The organism is Pseudomonas sp. GW821-FHT05D12, from assembly GCF_059419825.1.
This window is the reverse complement of the sequence record NZ_JBWKSN010000020.1, coordinates 51,306-67,189: the sequence shown is the minus strand read 5'-3', so window position 1 is coordinate 67,189 and position 15,884 is coordinate 51,306. Positions and strand designations below refer to the sequence as shown.

Genomic DNA, 15,884 nt, shown 5'->3' with positions numbered 1-15,884 from the left:
CCAGCTCCCACATTTGGACCGTGTTTTAACCGTTGGATCGAGTACAGCAGTGGAGTAGCACCATGAACCAAACCCCGGCGGAGCGCTTGGAAGCCGAGCGCAAGTTGTCCGAGAACCAGTTCGATATCACGCAGTACGAGCACGTGCCGCGTCGTTATTACGGACGGATGTTTTTCGCCACGTTGATCGTGATCGCACTGGCCGCGCTGTTGCGCGCCTTCGCCAATGGCCAGATCGAATGGTCCTACATCGGTCAGTTCCTCACGTCTGAGGCCATCCTCTGGGGCCTGGTCAACACCATCGTCATGTCCATCCTGGCAATGGCCCTGGGGGTGGTGATCGGGGTCATCACGGCGATCATGCGCATGTCGGCCAACCCGATCCTGCGTTACGTGGCCATCACCTATACCTGGCTGTTTCGCGGCACGCCGCTGATTCTGCAACTGCTGCTGTGGTTCAACCTGGCGCTGATTTTCCCGGTGATCGCGATCCCCGGCCTGTTCAGCATCGACACCGTCGACCTGATGACGCCATTCGTGGCCGCCCTGCTTGGCCTGAGTATCAACCAGGGTGCCTACACCGCTGAAGTGGTGCGCGCCGGCCTGCTGTCGGTGGACACCGGCCAGTACGAAGCCGCCAAGTCCATCGGCATGCCGAGCCTGCAAGCGCTGCGTAGGGTCATTCTGCCGCAGGCGATGCGAGTGATCATTCCACCTGTAGGCAACGAGTTCATCAGCATGGTGAAAATGACCAGCCTGGCCAGCGTGATCCAGTACTCGGAGCTGCTGCACAACGCGCAAAACATCTACTACGCCAACGCGCGGGTCATGGAGCTGCTGATTGTTGCCGGCATCTGGTACCTGGCGGTGGTGACTGTTCTTTCATTTGGTCAAAGCCGCCTCGAGCGTCGTTTTGCCCGCGGCGCCGGCAAGCGTTCGTAAGTCTGGGTTGAGGAGATTTGCCCCATGAGAAGCATCGTCAAGGCCGTCAACCTGAACAAGTATTACGACCAGTATCACGCGCTGCGCGACATCAATATCGAGGTCGAGCAAGGCGAAGTCATGTGCATCATCGGCCCGTCCGGCTCGGGTAAAAGCACGCTGCTGCGCTGCGTCAACCAGCTGGAAAAAATCGACAAGGGTGGCCTCTGGGTCGACGGCGAACTGGTGGGTTACCGCGTCGTCGGCAACAAGTTGCACGAAATGAATGAATCGCAGATCGCGCGCCAGCGCCTGGCCACCGGCATGGTGTTCCAGCGCTTCAATTTGTTCCCGCACATGACCGTGCTGCAGAACATCATCGAAGGCCCGTGCCAGGTGCTCAAGCGTTCGCCCAAGGAAGCCACCGAGGACGCGCTGGAATTGCTGGCCCGCGTCGGCCTGGCGGACAGGCGCAATGCCTACCCGGTGGAATTGTCCGGTGGCCAGCAACAGCGTGTGGCGATTGCCCGCGCGCTGGCGATGCGCCCCAAGCTGATGTTGTTTGACGAACCCACGTCAGCCCTCGACCCGGAGCTGGTAGGAGAAGTGCTGTCGGTGATGCGCGATTTGGCTACCACCGGCATGACCATGATCGTGGTCACCCATGAGTTGGGCTTCGCCCGTGAAGTCTCCAACCGCATGGTGTTTATGGACGCCGGCCAGATTGTGGAAGCCGGCAGCCCGGAAGAAATTCTAATAAGCCCACAAAACCCGCGTACCCAAAGCTTTATTTCTGCCGTTCGCACTTAACTAAAAAACTAACGAGAACGCCCCCATGAAAACATTGTTTATCCCAACGTTGCTCGCAGGCCTGATGGCCTCCTCGTGTGTATTCGCGGCATTGCCGGCGGCAATCAAGGACAAGGGTGAAATCAGCGCGGCCATCGTGCCGAACTACCCGCCGATGGACTTCAAGGACACCGCCACCAACAAGCTCACGGGCCTGGACTTCGACCTGGGCAACGCCCTCGCCGAGCGCCTGGGCGTGAAGATCAAATGGCAGGAAACCGGCTTCGAGCAGATGCTCAGCGGGCTGACCACCAAGCGCGTCGACATCGTGCTATCCGGCATGAGCGACACCGCCGAGCGCCAGAAAGCCGTGACGTTTATCGACTACTTCACCAGTGGCCCACAGCTGTACACCCTGGCCAAGCGCGAAGACCTCAAGGAATTGACTGACCTGTGCGGTAAAAAAGTCGGCACCAGCCGCCGTACGACCTGGCCGTCGGAAATTGCCGCGTGGAGCAAGGAAAACTGCGAAGCAGCAGGTAAGCCCGCGATCGTGGTGATCGGCACTGAAGGCTCGGCGGACGCGCGTGCCCAGTTGCAGCAAAACCGTTTGGATGCGGCGATGCAGGGCAGCGAGACGATTCCTTATTTGATGTCGTTGGACAAGGGCAAGTACAAGCCGGTAGGCCTGGCGATTTCCAAGCAGTTCACCGGGCTGGGGATCGAGAAGAGCAATACAGAGCTGGTCAGCGCGATCAGTGAGGCGTTGCAGGGCATGGTCGAAGATGGGACCTACGGCAAGATCCTCAAGAAGTGGGATCTGGAGCAAGGTGCGGTCGAGAAGATCACCATCAATTCCGGCCAGTAACTCGATCCAAATGTGGGAGCGGGCTTGCTCGCGAATGCAGTGTGTCAGCGTGTCAGCGTGTCAGCGACGAATGTACCGACTGACCCGCCGCATTCGCGAGCAAGCCCGCTCCCACAAGGGATCTGTTGTGTATGAAAGATCGTAACCTGCCTCAAGAATAAGGACATCCGCCCCACCGTGGCCACCTACTCCCTGGTAATCCGCCGCCTGATGATCTGCTCGGTGACCATCGTGGTCAGCCGCGCCATGACCAGCCCCTTGCTGGCCCTGCTGCTGAGCACCCGCCTGGGCCTCAACCAACAGGACATCGGCCTGCTGATGGGTATTGCCGTCTTCATCGCGACCCTGCTGGGCCTGTATGGCGGCTACATCATCGACCGCCTGGAAAAGCGCAAGCTGCTGATCCTGGCCATGCTCTCCAGCGCCATCGGTTTTCTGTTGCTGACCTTTGCCAGCAACCTCTACCTCACCACCCTGACCCTGGTGATCACCGAAGCCGCGTCGGCGCTGTTCCTGATCGGCTCCAAGGCGATCATCAGCGAGAACCTGCCGGTGGGCGACCGCGCCAAGGTGTTTTCCCTGCGCTACACCCTGACCAACGTCGGCTACGCCACCGGCCCGATGGTCGGCGTGGTGATCGCCGGACACATGCAGTTGGCGCCGTTCCTGATCGCCAGCGCCATCGCGTTTGGCAGCGTATTCCTGATGATCGGCATCCCGCCGACCCAGCGCGACGACAGCAACAAACCCCTGAGTTTCCTCAGCACCCTGCGCACCTTGCGCAGTGATCGCACGTTGATCCTGTTTACCAGCGGCAGCCTGCTGAGCACCATTGTCCACGGGCGCTATACGCTTTATCTGTCGCAATTTCTGCTGGTTGCCTACAAACCTGCCGAGGCGCTGAAGATTTTGTCGGCGGTGCTGGCCTGCAACGCCATTACCGTGATTTTGATGCAGTACCAGATCGGGCGTTTTCTCAAGCGTGAACAACTACGCTACTGGATCGTGCTCGGCACCTTGCTGTTCATCCTCGGATTGATCGGTTTCAGCCTGGCCGACAGCCTGCTCACTTGGTGCCTGGCAATGTTTGTGTTCACCCTGGGCGAAATGATCATCTACCCGTCGGAATTCCTGTTCATCGACACCATCGCCCCGGATGCACTGCGCGGCAGTTACTACGGCGCGCAGAACCTGGCGGCATTTGGCGGCGCGATGAGCCCGGTGATTTGCGGCTACCTGCTGATCAATGCCGCGCCGACCAGCATGTTTTATGCGCTGGGAGCACTGACGGCCATGGGCGGCACGCTGTGCTTCTTGAGCGGGCGGCGGGTCGCAGTTTCTTGCTGATATTTACGCGGGATCCGGCTATTAATAGAGAAACTTCTCACGGACCCGAGCCCCATGAAATTCGACACGGCCTACAGCCTGAGTCTCGATGACAAGCTGTCGATCTACGACGTACGTGACCTGAATTTCGACGAAACCGTCGCCTTCGATTCCGACCAGGACAGTTTCCTCTGCCCCAACGATGACTGCCGTGCAGCCTTCGCGGCAGGCAATGTGTTGAGTACGTTCAACGCAAAGAACGTCAACTACTTGCGCACCCCGCACTTCAAGAACACCCCGAGCACCCGGCATATCGACGGCTGCCGTTACGCCAGTACCCACAAGACCGCGACCGGCGAAAATGACGACGAGCGCGAGGAAAACTTCCCATCGGAATTTGTCCTGACACGGCGTACGTACGCGGCTAAAACCCCGGTTACCAGCCCTCAAGGACAACTCCCACAGGGCCCTGAGAAAACGCCGTCAAGCCGCACCAGCCCGTCCGGCAGTTCCCACGACACCACCCCGGACAAAACCAGCGTGTTTGCCCACCCGGTGGAATGCTTTGTGTCGAATATCGACGACAAGGACAAGCTCAAAAACATGCCGCTGAAGATCGGCGACCACACCGCGACCTACTCGACGTTCTTCAAGAAAATCGAATACCTGCAGGACAACAAGGGCCTGATCTACTGGGGCAAGATCAAGGCGATCAAGGACTACACCAGCAGCTTTCGCATCGACTTCGACAAGAAGGTGTGGCTCGACAAGAAGCCCTATTCCGTCAACGTCTACCTGAGCAAAAAGCTCATCGAGAACTACCGCAAACGCTCAGTATTCCTGGAGCAGATCAGGGCGGCGGCAGACAGTGACCGGGCGTTGTACTGCTTCTTCTACGGCGTGACGCCGGAGCTGAAACAGGTACCGAGCAAGAAAAACCCCGAGCAGACCTTCGGGGTGTTCAGCGCGAATATCGAAAACCTCGATCACCTGCTTATTCGCGAGGCGCCGGGACTGGAATAAAGGGGGGCTGAAAAGCCATCAACAAAATCCAGTTGATGAGCGGTCAAAACAACTGTACAAAAACACAGTATAGTTTGTCCTCCCCGTCGAACCCTGGAGAAATTCCATGTCCTCTCTGGCAATGCGCTCTTTCGTCGATCAGCAGATCGTCCTGCATCAATTCACCGCCAAACACAGCGTACAGGCCCGCGCGATGCTGGGCTGGAGCCGCGAAGACCTGGCGCGCCAGGCCGACGTGACGGTAGAGGCCATCCAACAATTCGAAAGCCTGGGCGACGTGGGTGATGAAACCCGCCTGGCCGTGGCGTTCCGCCTGGAGGCCGAAGGGCTGGTGTTTTTCCCGGGGTTTGCGCCGGGGTGGGGCATGAGCGTGCGCAGGTTCGATACCCACCCGACCGAGCCCGCCGCACCCACCATTCTTTCGCGGCTGATGGGCTCAACTGCGGCATCGATTGACTCAGCCACTCCCCAACCGAATGGCGCGTAGGGTCCAGCCGGACCACCACAACCCGGCCGCGCGCGGCGGTGTGTAGCTTCAGAGCCTGGGGTTGACCATCGCCTGGGCCGCCTGCTCATACCCATGGGCCACCGCCAGCAAGGTCGGTTCAGCCCAGCGGGTGCCGAAAAAGTAGGCACTGGTGGGCAGGCCGTCCTCGTTCGTTCCGGAAGGCACCGTGATCCCCGGGTAACCCGCAGCGGCCACGCCGAAATAAGCGTTGGTCTCGAAGTCGGTCACCATGGCATCAAGGTTTTCTGCCTTGATCGGATCATCCACCGTGCTGCGAAAATCCTCGATCAGCTCGTCCCACAGCGGCTCTCGTTGATCCGGCGTCAAAGTGGAGGCAGCTATTTCCTTGAGCATCTGCTGGTGATCGGTCTCGGTGCCGTCGCGGTCTTCATTGAACTTGATCAGCTCCGTCAACGACTTGACTGGCAATCCGCGGCGTTTGGCCAGGTAAGCATTCATTTCCTCCTTCACATCCGAGAGCAGCAACTCCTCATAGCGTGATGCGTCGGCCAGGCGCATGTCGACGGGCACAAGGACCGCGCCTTGATCACGCAGCACCTCAAGTGTCCGCGTAAATGATGCACTGTTGACCACAGGCAGGATTTCGCCGTTTGCACTGAACGTCGTCGGATAACCAATGCGCTTGCCCGTCAACGCGCCGGGTACCAGAAACCGCGTGTAGTCCACGCCTTCGGGAGCGCCCACGCTATGCGGGTCATCAGGGTCGCGGCCTGACATGGCATTGAGCATCAGCGCCACGTCATACACCGAGCGTGCCATCGGGCCCGGCGTGTCCTGTCGCCGGCTGGCCGGAATGACGCCGTTACGGTCCAGCAAACCGACACTGGGCTTGAGCCCGACCACGCCGTTGAGTGCCGCCGGTACGATGATCGAACCATTCGTCTCCGCCCCGACTGCCAAGGGGGCCAGCCCGGCGGCGACCGCGGCCGCCGAACCGGAACTGGAGCCCCCCACGTCAGCATCTGCCTGATGCGGGTTAAGTGTTTGCCCGCCCCGGCTGCTCCAGCCATCGGGCGCGCCACGAAAGCCCGCCAGCTCCGTCATATTGGTTTTCCCCAGGATCACCACACCCTGCTTGATCAGGTTATCGACCAGCGGGGCGTTCTTGCCGACGGCCGCACCCACCAAGCCGAATGCTCCCGCACTGGTTTGCATGCCGGTGGTTTCGAGGGTGTCCTTGAGCAGGATGGGAATACCATGCAGCGGCCCGCGCACCTTGCCACTGGCGCGCTCCTGATCCAACTCGCGAGCAGTGCGCAGCGCATCCGGATTGAGCTCAATCACGGCGTTCAATTGCGGGTCGAGCTTGAGAACGCGCTGTTGCAGGTAGTTGACCAGGCTCACCGATGTGAGTCCGCCGGGCCTGGCCATCTGCGCGCCGAGCTCGCTGACACTGAGGTACTCGGTACCTGGGGCTACGGATTTTGAAACTGCGGGCACAGGGTCGACAACCCAGGACTGCGCGACTTGCCGAACGACAGCCCCTACACCGTATACAAGACCGATCATAAGACCTCTTCAGGATTAAGAAATGACGAGGGATCGACGTTGATCCATCACCAGTCTAAGAAGGCCTCGCGCCCCAGGCAGCCCGACCCAAGGCGTTCACGGCGTAGGATTAGTCAACACAACCGGTCACTGTAATTGCACCGGTGCCGGCATCAGGCCTTGCGCGCTGCGGTATTCCTGAACCAGCGCCTGCAGCGCATCCTTCGACCAACGCGCACCGTAGAACCACACCGTCGCGCCCTCTTCGAGCGGCTCGCCATGCACCGGGTAGCCGGTCCAGCAGGCCGCATGAAACGCCGCGCTGCGGCTGTCCGACACCAACGCATCCAGTCGATTTTCACTCACATGCGCGTCGATTTCGTTGCGGGTGTGCAGGTCGAACAGCAGGCTGTCATCGCTACGCTGTGCAAGCACTGGCACCAGTTGCGCCCCGGCTCGGCGAAGCACGTCCAGCGCGTTCAAGAAGGCGGTGGTGTGCTCCAGCGGCTCGCCCCGCACAAACCGCTCGGCGAAGCCGATGCGCCTGCCCGCCAATGCCTGGCTGACCGCCAAGACGTTGTTGTTCTGCACCAGGGGTACCTCCACCATGACCGGCCCCGAAGGGTCAACGCCACTCAAGGCAATCAACGATAACGACGGATCACGCACCGGTTTCAGCGGAAGAGCCGGAGAGGTGTAGCCAGGGGTCGGAATGCGACCTTCGGGGTGGGCATGAGACTGCGGATCGCTGCCAAAAGCGATACCGTGCGCACTCGCCGGTTCGTTCAGCAGCTGTTTGAGGAGGGGCGCCGAGACTGCCGACTCGAGTAGCGCTGACACCGCGTGCCCGGTCGGGCACGTGCCCCCATGCCAAGATGTCCTACCTTTGCCTTCCATAAGAAGTACCCCCGAAAAACCGACTTCCGGGGATCATCGCACCCTTGGCTGGCGTCTGTCGCAGCCCTGAAACAGCTTGAAAACTCCTTTTCCCACAGCTCAGCTCAACAGGCGCTCCTGGGCCCCTTGGGTTTCCACGTCCAGCCACCACGCGTTGCCACGTTCCGGCTGGTTCAAACTGAACGCCTGCCCCATCGCCGGCGTTGTGATCGAGACATTGCGTTCCCAGGCCAAGGCCATGATGCGATCAAACGGTTCGTGCCAAGCATGGAATGCCAGGTCGAAGGTGCCGTTGTGGATCGGCAACAACCAGCGGCCCTTGAGGTCGATATGCGCTTGCAGGGTTTGCTCCGGCTGCATATGCACGTGCGGCCAGTCGACGTTGTAAGCGCCGGTTTCCATCAACGTCAGGTCAAACGGACCGTACTGTTCGCCGATGCGCTTGAAGCCATCGAAGTAGCCGGTGTCACCGCTGAAAAAGATCCGCCGTGCGCCGTCGATCATCACCCAGGAACACCACAAGGTCTGGTTGGCATCGAACAGGCCGCGTCCGGAAAAGTGCTGCGCCGGCGTGGCGACAAAACGCAGGCCATCCACCTCAGTGCCTTGCCACCAATCCAGTTGCCGCACCTTGCTGGCATCCACGCCCCACTTGATCAGCAGATCGCCCACGCCCAGCGGCGCAAGAAAGTGCCGGGTCTTGTCGGCCAATTGGATGACAGCCTTGTGGTCAAGGTGGTCGTAGTGGTTGTGGGAAAGAATCACTGCCTCAAGCGGCGGCAACTCTTCAAGGCTGATGGGCGGCTGATGAAAACGCTTGGGGCCGGCCCAACTGAACGGCGAGGCACGCTCGGCAAACACCGGGTCGGTCAGCCAGAATTTGCCGCGCATTTTCAGCAGCACCGTGGAATGCCCCAGGCGGTACACGCTGTGATCCGGCGCCGCCAGCAACTGCTCGCGGGTCAGCGGCTGCACCGGGATCTGCCCCACCGGCCGCGTGCTGCGCGGTTTGTTGAACAGCATGTTCCAAAAGATACGCAAGGTTTTGCCAAAGCCGCCGTGCTGCACCGGGGCGTCGTTGCTGAAATGCCCCTGGTCCTGCTCGGCAGGCTTGGGCGCCGCAGGCGAAGGCTTGAGACGGCTTGAAATCGTGGCCATAACTGAGAGACTCCTACCGATCGCGCATAAAATTACACTGCACAGTGTAGTTTCTAGATTGCAACAAAACCCCGAGCAAGTAAACTACTGAGTGTAATTTACCCTGACGAGCCGAGCGCCGCCCATGACTGCCCCTCTACGCCTCACTGACCGTAAACGCGAAGCCATCGTGGCTGCGGCTATTGCCGAGTTTCGCGCCAACGGTTTCGAGGTCACCAGCATGGACAAGATCGCCGCCACCGCCGGCGTATCCAAGCGCACGGTGTACAACCACTTCCCCAGCAAGGAAGAGCTGTTCGCCGAAATTCTCCACCAACTCTGGGCCAGCAGCGTCGCCCAACTCGACGTCAGCTATACCAGTGACCGCCCATTGCGCGAACAATTGCGTGGGTTGCTGGAGGCGAAGATGAAAATGATGTCGGACGCCAATTTCCTCGACCTGGCCCGCGTGGCGATCGCCGCCACCATTCATTCGCCGGAACGCGCGCAAGACATGGTCAACCGTCTGAGCAAGCGTGAAGAAGGCTTCACCCAGTGGGTACGCGCCGCGCAGGAAGACGGACGTCTCAATTGCAGCGACCCGGCCTTTGCCGCCCACCAGATCCAGAGCCTGCTCAAGGCCTTCGCCTTCTGGCCACAGATCACCCTCGGCCAACCCACCCTGGATGCGGCCAACCAGGCCAGCGTCATCGAGTCCGCCATTGATCTGTTCCTGGCCGGCTATGAAGTCACTGCGCCCCGCCAGCCGTAAAACCTGTTGCGTGTGCGACATTCCAGGTCGTTTTTGACGTATTAGCCCTCTGTTTTGCGCAAATGGCCTGGAAGGACACTGATTATTCCCACGGGAATAACTGACAATATTCACAGGCATTATCCGATCAACGGTTAATCCTGCGAACGTGTGTCGTCGTATCTGCAACAGAGTTGATCCGGGAATTTATGGAAAACAGACAAGGCAAAGGGCTTTCATTTGCCAAACGTATCTACAAGCCAAGGATCATCGGCCTGGGCATTGGCTGCATCAGTGTCATCGGTGCCCTCTACCCGCTCGCGATGCCCGGCTGGGTCTGGGCCTTGCTGTTGTTCAATGGGTTCGCCTGGGCGCACGTGGCGTATCAGTTGTCGACTCGCTCGCAGTACCCCTACAAGGCCGAGCAGCGCAACCTGCTGTACGACTCGTTGTTTGGCGGTTTCTGGGCCGCCGCCACGCAGTTCACCCCGCTGACGGCCGTGACCATCCTGTCGATGATGACCATGAACAACGTCGCCGCCGGCGGCAAGCGCCTGTTCCTGCGCGGCCTGCTCGCACAAGCCCTCGGGATCGGCGTGGCAGGCACGCTGTTCGGTTTCCAGTTCAATCCTGATGTCAGCCTGCTGCAGGTCTATACCTGCCTGCCCATGCTGACCCTCTACCCGATGGCCATCGGCATGGTCTGCTACCAGTTGGCAATCAAGCTGTCGGAACACAAACGCGCCCTCAGTGCCCTGAGCCGCACCGACAGTCTCACCGGCCTGCTCAATCACGGTTCCTGGAAAGACCTGCTCCACCTCAAGTTCCACAAGTGCCAGCAACAACAAAGCCACGCCACCATCGCCTTGATCGATATCGACCACTTCAAGCAGATCAACGACAGCCACGGCCATATCATCGGCGATGCAGTATTGCGCCAACTGAGCGTCGAGCTGCGGCGTAACCTGCGGGAAAACGACCTGGCTGGACGTTACGGGGGCGATGAGTTCTGTGTGATTCTTCCGCAAATGCCCTTGGAACAAGCCGCGCAACTGATGGAACGCATGCGCGAAACCTTCAGTAATTACCGCAACCCGCAAATCCCCGAACTGCGAGTGAGCCTGAGTATCGGCCTGGCGGATTTCCAGCCGTACTTCACCGATGCAGCCATGTGGCTGAATGCCGCTGACCGCGCGCTGTATGCCGCCAAGGACACCGGGCGCAATCGGGTCAACATCAGCGAGGAAAAGATCGCCCATTCCGCCTGAAGTTGTCCTACGACACCTCGTCTGAATCTTCCGCGTAACAGCGCAAATGAAATCATAATGCCACCACTCGTCGACTACCCAAGAAAGGTCCTGCCCATCGGGCGAACTTCTTGTCAGGCTGGTCACTCTTAACCCGTTGTTCCACCCCCGCTGTCAGCACAAGGAGGCTGACAATGAGCACGTCAACCGTACGGCATAGGCCTTACGGGGGCAGGCGCATATACATGGATACTCCCTGCAGCTTGCTTGCCCGAGCCCCCGAACATGCTATTCAACGCCCACAAGAAAACCATCAGTGCCCTGCAGCACACCGTCGCCCACCAGGCCAGCCTGCTGGATGCCATCGAGCGCTCCATGGCCGTGATCGAATTCGACCTGCACGGCAACGTGCTGCGTGCCAATGACAATTTCCTCAAGACCATGGGCTACCGCGCCGAGCAGGTGGTGGGCCAGCCCCACCGCATGTTCTGCACCCCCGACTTCGCCCGCAGCGCCGAGTATGGCCAGTGGTGGTCGAACCTGCGCAGTGGTCAATTCCAGTCCGGCACCTTCGAACGGGTAGCCGGCAACGGTCAGTCGGTGTGGCTGGAGGCCAGCTACAACCCCGTGCGCGATGACACCGGTCAAGTGGTTCGCGTGGTCAAGTACGCCATGGACGTCACGCCGCGCCTGCAGGCCGAAAGTGAAGCCAATGCCAAGCTGGACGCCATCGGCCGGGCGATGGCCGTGATCGAGTTCAACCTCGACGGCACCATCCTCACCGCCAATGCCAATTTCCTGCAGCGCATGGGCTACAGCCTGGCGCAGATCCAGGGCAAGCATCACCGCCTGTTTTGCACACCCCAGACCGCCGCCAGCTCGCAATACAGTGATTTCTGGCGACGCCTGAACCAGGGTGAAATGTTCAGCGGCCAGTTCGAGCGCGTGGATAGAAATGGCCAGCCCGTCTGGCTTGAGGCCAACTACAACCCGGTGTACGACGCCAGCGGGCGCCTGTGCAAAGTGGTGAAGTTCGCTTCGGATGTCACCGCACGCGTGCAGCAACATGCTGCCGATGCACAGAGTGCAGCCCAGGCCTATCACTTGTCCCTGCATACCCAGGACATGGCAGAAAAAGGCGCTGAAGTGATTCAGAAAACTGCCGCTGGCATGCGTGATATTTCTGCAGATATCGACGATTCGTCGCAACTGATCGCCAAGCTCGGCGAGCGCTCGCAGCAGATCACCACCATCGTCAACACCATCCGTGGCATCGCCGACCAGACCAACCTGCTCGCCCTCAACGCCGCCATCGAAGCCGCGCGCGCCGGTGAACAGGGCCGGGGGTTTGCCGTGGTGGCCGATGAAGTGCGCCAGTTGGCGGCGCGCACCAGCGGCTCGACCACGGAAATATCCAGCATGATCGCGATGATTCAGGCAGAAACCCGCCTGGCCATCGACAGCATGGACGCCACCCGCGACCGCGCCGCCCAGGGCGTGGAATTGGCCAACCAGGCCGGCACGGTGATCCTGCAGATTCGTGAAGGCACCAGCGAGGCGGTGCAGGCTGTCAGTGCGTTTGCCAATGAACGTGGCAACGGCTGACCCGATCTTCATGTGTGCGGCCGAGGGCTCGGTCTATAGTGCTTGATTGTCTCCAAGCAGAAGATTCGAGCCCGCCATGACCCCAGACAAGCCTGCAACCGCCCCCGTCGACCACCTGCGTTTCCATCGTGTCCACGCCCACCTGGCGCCGACCTTCGGCAACGACACCTTCGCGCTCAAGGCCGAGGCGTTTGCGCGCTTCTTCGGTACGCCGACCTTTCTCGGCGCGCAAACCGCGATCGTGATCCTGTGGGTGGTGCTGAACATCACCGGCATCACCCACTTCGACGTGTACCCGTTCATCCTGCTCAACCTGGCCTTCAGCTTGCAGTCTGCCTACGCCGCGCCGTTGATCCTGCTGGCCCAGACACGCCAGGCCGCCCGCGACAAAGCCCAGTCGGACGCCGATGCGCAGCACCGTGAGGCGCTGGCCGTGGCCAATACCGAACGCCAGGCCCAGGCCGCGCAGACCACCAAGCAGTTGCTGGAACTGCTGGAGCAGAACACCCGGCTGACAGAAATGACCAAACAGCTGACTGAGCGAATCGAAATACTGACGTGCGAAATGCATGAGCAGTTTGTGCGAAAACCCAAGTAACCGCGTCTATGCAGTGTGGGACGGCTTGACCTGCACATGTCGGCCCAACTCATCAAACAGCGTCACCACCGAGCGCAAGGCGCGGCAATCGGGACGCGTCAGCAGCCATAGCGCCGTGTCGTGCCCTGCCAATGCCGGGCCCACTGGGTGCAGGGCATCATCCAGGAGGAAATCCGGCAACGCCGCCACACCCAGCCCCGCGCGTACCAGCTCGGTGACCGACAACATGCTGTTGCAGCGATAACTGGGGCGTACACCCGGCAAATGTTCGCGTCGCCAGACCACGGTGGGATGGTCGGGGAGGAAATCATCCGGCGCGACCCATGCCAGATCGGCCAGCGCCCGACCTTGATGCTCGCGCGCGTAAGCTGCACTGGCGCACACCTGATAAGCCACGGTGCCCAGGCATCGACCGACCAGATGCTCAGGTGGCGTCCTGGTCAGGCGCAGGGCGATGTCGGCATCGCGGCGACTGAGGTTGGCAAAGTCATTCGAGGTGCTCAGCTCCAGGGTCAGCGCCGGGAACTGCGGCATGAACTGCGCCAGCGCCGGCAGCAACAGGCCTTGCAGCACCGAGTCGGTGCAGGTGAGGCGCACCGTGCCACTGATCACTTCACCGCCCTGCTCCACGCCAACCCGCGCTGCCTCCAGGGCTTGCTCGGCGCGCTCGGCCTGTTGCGCCAGGTTGCTCGCCAAGCTGGTGGGCAGGTAACCGGCGCGGTTCTTTTCAAACAGCGTCTGGCCTAACGCGGCCTCCAGCCGGCGCACCGCGCGAAATACTGTGGACACATCCACCCGCAACAACGCCGCCGCCCGGGCCAGACTGCCGCCGCGCACCAGGGCGAGGATCAATGACAAGTCGGCGTAGTCAATTTGATAGTGCGTGGCTGCAATGAGCATGTGGATAAACGCCAATATTGATTGCGTGAACGCCAATCTATAGTGCGCACCAGGACACCACAAGCCATGGGACGCACACGATGAAAGCTACTGCTCTGCACCTCGCCCTGATCGGCGACTACAACCCCGATGTCCCCGCGCACCAGGCCATTCCCGTCGCGTTGCAGCTGGCCGCCGACAGCCTTGGGCTGAAGGTTCACCTGCAATGGATCGACACCGACACGCTCACGCCCGCCACCCCATTGCACGGTTTCGACGGTTTCTGGTGCGTGCCTGCCAGCCCTTACCGCGACACTGACGGTGCCCTGCGCGCCATCCGGTTTGCCCGCGAACAACGGCGACCTTTCCTCGGCACCTGCGGCGGCTTTCAACATGCGGTGCTGGAATATGCCCGCAACGTACTGGGCTGGGCCGACGCGGAACATGGTGAACTGGCGCCACAGGCCCAACGCGCGGTGATCGCACCGCTGAGCTGCTCGCTGGTAGAGGCCACTGACACCGTGCGTTTGACCCCCTACACGCGCATCGCCGACGCTTATGGCACCCTCGACATCGAGGAAGGCTATCGCTGCCGCTACGGCATGAACCCCGGATTTGCACAGGCATTGCTGGAACGCGAGTTGATTCCCAGCGGGCACGATTCGGCGGGCGACCTGCGCGCCGTGGAGTTGCTCGATCATCCGTTCTTTGTCGCTACGTTGTTTCAGCCGGAACGCGCCGCCCTCAGGGGCATCACGCCACCGTTGGCGATCGCCCTGCTCAAGGCATGCCAGGAGACAGTGGCATGATCGCGACCACACCGACCCCGCCGTATTACGCAGTGATTTTCAGCTCACTGCGCACCGAAGGTGATCACGGCTACGGCGAGGCCGCCAACCGCATGCTGGAACTGGCACGCGAACAGCCGGGGTTTCTCGGCGTGGAATCGGCGCGTGAAAATGGCCTGGGGATTACCGTCTCGTACTGGAGCAGCGAGGCGGCGATCCTGGCGTGGAAGCAGCAGGCAGAACATCGCGCGGTACGTGAGCAAGGGCGCTCCACCTGGTACTCCGCGTTTCAGACGCGGGTGTGCAAGGTGGAGCGGGCCTACGCCTTTGGAGCGGTGTGACGGTGGGGGCTGGCTTGCCTGCGATGGCATTTTTTCAGCCAATTCATGCAGTGGCTGAACCACCGCCTTCGCAGGCAAGCCAGCTCCCACATTTATCATGTGGTAAGCCTTGATCCTGTGCCAGGCACAGCTCCCAATCTTATTGGTGCCAGCCCTGAATCCCGAGCCCGACACCGCTCCAATGTGGGAGCGGGCTTGCCCGCGAAAGCGGTGTATCAGTAAAAGCTAAGCCAGCTGACCCACCGCCTTCGCAGGCAAGCCAGCTCCCACATTTATCAGTGGTAGGCCTTGATCCTGTGCCAGGCACAGCTCCCACATGTTGATCTTCATAAGACTGAAAACCCGTCGACCTAGCTCACCAGGCTACGCAACGCACTGATCTGCGGAATCTCCACCCGGCGCATGTACGCCCGCAATGGCTCGGTGATGTTGATGCGGTCGTCGATGTTCTGGTCGAGCAGCAGTTGGATTCGTTCGCGCGACAGGGTCATGGTCTGCTCGGCGGCGGGCAGCCAGACGAATTCGGCGGTGGGAATGATGCCGTCATCAGCCACGTCCATGCCGAAGGCATCTTCGCTGAAACGCACGATGTACTGGCCGGTCTTGCGGTTGAGGCCGACAAAGCCACGGAGTTGGTCGGCGGCCTGGCAGATAAGCTCGGAAGTGATGCGCATGGTAAACCTCACTGAAAAGTCCCA

The 15,884-nt window shown here is 60.6% G+C and carries 17 protein-coding genes and 1 pseudogene; 13 read left to right on the top strand and 5 right to left on the bottom strand.

From position 1 onward, the window contains the following. The first annotated feature begins 62 nt into the window (after positions 1–62). From AC07SI_RS28255 to AC07SI_RS28230, 6 genes are all read left to right on the top strand, one after another. Entirely contained in the window at positions 63–941 is an 879-nt protein-coding gene (locus AC07SI_RS28255; RefSeq protein WP_017134649.1) for an amino acid ABC transporter permease, read from the top strand. A gap of 24 nt (positions 942–965) precedes the next feature. Beyond that, positions 966–1,730 carry an amino acid ABC transporter ATP-binding protein gene (locus tag AC07SI_RS28250; RefSeq protein WP_495006965.1) on the top strand — a complete coding sequence of 255 codons (765 nt, stop codon included), beginning with the start codon at positions 966–968 and terminating at the stop codon, positions 1,728–1,730. A 25-nt stretch (positions 1,731–1,755) separates the two neighbouring features. Then, positions 1,756–2,577 carry an ABC transporter substrate-binding protein gene (locus AC07SI_RS28245; RefSeq protein WP_495006964.1) on the top strand — a complete coding sequence of 274 codons (822 nt, stop codon included), beginning with the start codon at positions 1,756–1,758 and terminating at the stop codon, positions 2,575–2,577. Positions 2,578–2,754: 177 nt separating this feature from the next. After that, positions 2,755–3,924: an MFS transporter gene (locus AC07SI_RS28240; protein ID WP_106802829.1), complete on the top strand. Its 1,170-nt coding sequence runs from the start codon at positions 2,755–2,757 to the stop codon at positions 3,922–3,924. Positions 3,925–3,978: 54 nt separating this feature from the next. After that, positions 3,979–4,926 carry a hypothetical protein gene (locus tag AC07SI_RS28235; RefSeq protein WP_495006963.1) on the top strand — a complete coding sequence of 316 codons (948 nt, stop codon included), beginning with the start codon at positions 3,979–3,981 and terminating at the stop codon, positions 4,924–4,926. Positions 4,927–5,032: 106 nt separating this feature from the next. Continuing rightward, positions 5,033–5,413, top strand: coding sequence for a helix-turn-helix domain-containing protein (locus AC07SI_RS28230; protein ID WP_495006962.1), 381 nt, complete (start codon positions 5,033–5,035; stop codon positions 5,411–5,413). Between the two features lie 48 nt (positions 5,414–5,461). On the opposite strand, the gene AC07SI_RS28225 is transcribed toward AC07SI_RS28230, so the two are convergent. The 3 genes from AC07SI_RS28225 to AC07SI_RS28215 all read right to left on the bottom strand — a co-directional run bounded on the left by AC07SI_RS28225 (position 5,462) and on the right by AC07SI_RS28215 (position 8,998). Further along, complete coding sequence (locus AC07SI_RS28225) at positions 5,462–6,964, bottom strand: amidase family protein (RefSeq protein WP_495006961.1); 1,503 nt, start codon at positions 6,962–6,964, stop codon at positions 5,462–5,464. A 126-nt stretch (positions 6,965–7,090) separates the two neighbouring features. Next, a complete protein-coding gene (locus tag AC07SI_RS28220; protein WP_495006960.1) occupies positions 7,091–7,552 on the bottom strand; it encodes a hypothetical protein in 462 nt (153 codons plus the stop codon). 387 nt (positions 7,553–7,939) lie between these two features. Next, the gene (locus AC07SI_RS28215; RefSeq protein ID WP_262134373.1) at positions 7,940–8,998 is read right to left on the bottom strand and encodes an MBL fold metallo-hydrolase; all 1,059 of its coding nucleotides are present in this window, start codon (positions 8,996–8,998) and stop codon (positions 7,940–7,942) included. Between the two features lie 124 nt (positions 8,999–9,122). On the opposite strand from AC07SI_RS28215, the gene AC07SI_RS28210 reads away from it, so the two are divergent. From AC07SI_RS28210 to AC07SI_RS28190, 5 genes and pseudogenes are all read left to right on the top strand, one after another. Then, positions 9,123–9,749 carry a TetR/AcrR family transcriptional regulator gene (locus AC07SI_RS28210; RefSeq protein WP_106802823.1) on the top strand — a complete coding sequence of 209 codons (627 nt, stop codon included), beginning with the start codon at positions 9,123–9,125 and terminating at the stop codon, positions 9,747–9,749. 188 nt (positions 9,750–9,937) lie between these two features. Beyond that, a complete protein-coding gene (locus AC07SI_RS28205) occupies positions 9,938–10,996 on the top strand; it encodes a diguanylate cyclase (RefSeq protein WP_106802822.1) in 1,059 nt (352 codons plus the stop codon). Positions 10,997–11,260: 264 nt separating this feature from the next. Next, a pseudogene (locus AC07SI_RS28200) lies at positions 11,261–12,031 on the top strand (PAS domain-containing protein); the annotation flags it as partial. A gap of 69 nt (positions 12,032–12,100) precedes the next feature. Further along, positions 12,101–12,580 (top strand): methyl-accepting chemotaxis protein, encoded by a 480-nt coding sequence (locus tag AC07SI_RS28195; protein WP_495006971.1) that lies wholly within the window; start codon positions 12,101–12,103, stop codon positions 12,578–12,580. Between the two features lie 76 nt (positions 12,581–12,656). After that, positions 12,657–13,178, top strand: coding sequence for a DUF1003 domain-containing protein (locus AC07SI_RS28190; protein WP_495006959.1), 522 nt, complete (start codon positions 12,657–12,659; stop codon positions 13,176–13,178). 6 nt (positions 13,179–13,184) lie between these two features. Here the strand turns inward: AC07SI_RS28190 and AC07SI_RS28185 are convergent, their stop codons facing one another. After that, positions 13,185–14,078 carry a LysR family transcriptional regulator gene (locus tag AC07SI_RS28185; protein WP_495006958.1) on the bottom strand — a complete coding sequence of 298 codons (894 nt, stop codon included), beginning with the start codon at positions 14,076–14,078 and terminating at the stop codon, positions 13,185–13,187. 80 nt (positions 14,079–14,158) lie between these two features. Between AC07SI_RS28185 and AC07SI_RS28180 the strand changes: the two genes are divergently transcribed. Continuing rightward, positions 14,159–14,866 (top strand): CTP synthase C-terminal region-related (seleno)protein, encoded by a 708-nt coding sequence (locus tag AC07SI_RS28180; RefSeq protein WP_495006957.1) that lies wholly within the window; start codon positions 14,159–14,161, stop codon positions 14,864–14,866. Continuing rightward, positions 14,863–15,186, top strand: coding sequence for an antibiotic biosynthesis monooxygenase family protein (locus tag AC07SI_RS28175; RefSeq protein ID WP_201145754.1), 324 nt, complete (start codon positions 14,863–14,865; stop codon positions 15,184–15,186). The genes AC07SI_RS28180 and AC07SI_RS28175 overlap by 4 nt, the downstream gene beginning before the upstream one ends. A 350-nt stretch (positions 15,187–15,536) precedes the next feature. Here AC07SI_RS28175 and AC07SI_RS28170 read toward each other — a convergent pair whose 3' ends face one another. Further along, positions 15,537–15,860, bottom strand: a complete 324-nt coding sequence (locus tag AC07SI_RS28170; protein ID WP_201145755.1) for a DUF2025 family protein — start codon at positions 15,858–15,860, stop codon at positions 15,537–15,539. Between the last annotated feature and the right edge of the window lie 24 nt (positions 15,861–15,884).

Coding starts and splice junctions, on each gene's coding strand:
- AC07SI_RS28235 (WP_495006963.1), top strand. CDS start 3,979: ATGAAATTCGACACGGCCTACAGCCTGAGTCTCGATGACAAGCTGTCG.
- AC07SI_RS28205 (WP_106802822.1), top strand. CDS start 9,938: ATGGAAAACAGACAAGGCAAAGGGCTTTCATTTGCCAAACGTATCTAC.
- AC07SI_RS28230 (WP_495006962.1), top strand. CDS start 5,033: ATGTCCTCTCTGGCAATGCGCTCTTTCGTCGATCAGCAGATCGTCCTG.
- AC07SI_RS28185 (WP_495006958.1), bottom strand. CDS start 14,078: ATGCTCATTGCAGCCACGCACTATCAAATTGACTACGCCGACTTGTCA.
- AC07SI_RS28220 (WP_495006960.1), bottom strand. CDS start 7,552: ATGGTGGAGGTACCCCTGGTGCAGAACAACAACGTCTTGGCGGTCAGC.
- AC07SI_RS28210 (WP_106802823.1), top strand. CDS start 9,123: ATGACTGCCCCTCTACGCCTCACTGACCGTAAACGCGAAGCCATCGTG.
- AC07SI_RS28225 (WP_495006961.1), bottom strand. CDS start 6,964: ATGATCGGTCTTGTATACGGTGTAGGGGCTGTCGTTCGGCAAGTCGCG.
- AC07SI_RS28170 (WP_201145755.1), bottom strand. CDS start 15,860: ATGCGCATCACTTCCGAGCTTATCTGCCAGGCCGCCGACCAACTCCGT.
- AC07SI_RS28255 (WP_017134649.1), top strand. CDS start 63: ATGAACCAAACCCCGGCGGAGCGCTTGGAAGCCGAGCGCAAGTTGTCC.
- AC07SI_RS28175 (WP_201145754.1), top strand. CDS start 14,863: ATGATCGCGACCACACCGACCCCGCCGTATTACGCAGTGATTTTCAGC.
- AC07SI_RS28215 (WP_262134373.1), bottom strand. CDS start 8,998: ATGGCCACGATTTCAAGCCGTCTCAAGCCTTCGCCTGCGGCGCCCAAG.
- AC07SI_RS28250 (WP_495006965.1), top strand. CDS start 966: ATGAGAAGCATCGTCAAGGCCGTCAACCTGAACAAGTATTACGACCAG.
- AC07SI_RS28190 (WP_495006959.1), top strand. CDS start 12,657: ATGACCCCAGACAAGCCTGCAACCGCCCCCGTCGACCACCTGCGTTTC.
- AC07SI_RS28180 (WP_495006957.1), top strand. CDS start 14,159: ATGAAAGCTACTGCTCTGCACCTCGCCCTGATCGGCGACTACAACCCC.
- AC07SI_RS28245 (WP_495006964.1), top strand. CDS start 1,756: ATGAAAACATTGTTTATCCCAACGTTGCTCGCAGGCCTGATGGCCTCC.
- AC07SI_RS28195 (WP_495006971.1), top strand. CDS start 12,101: ATGGCAGAAAAAGGCGCTGAAGTGATTCAGAAAACTGCCGCTGGCATG.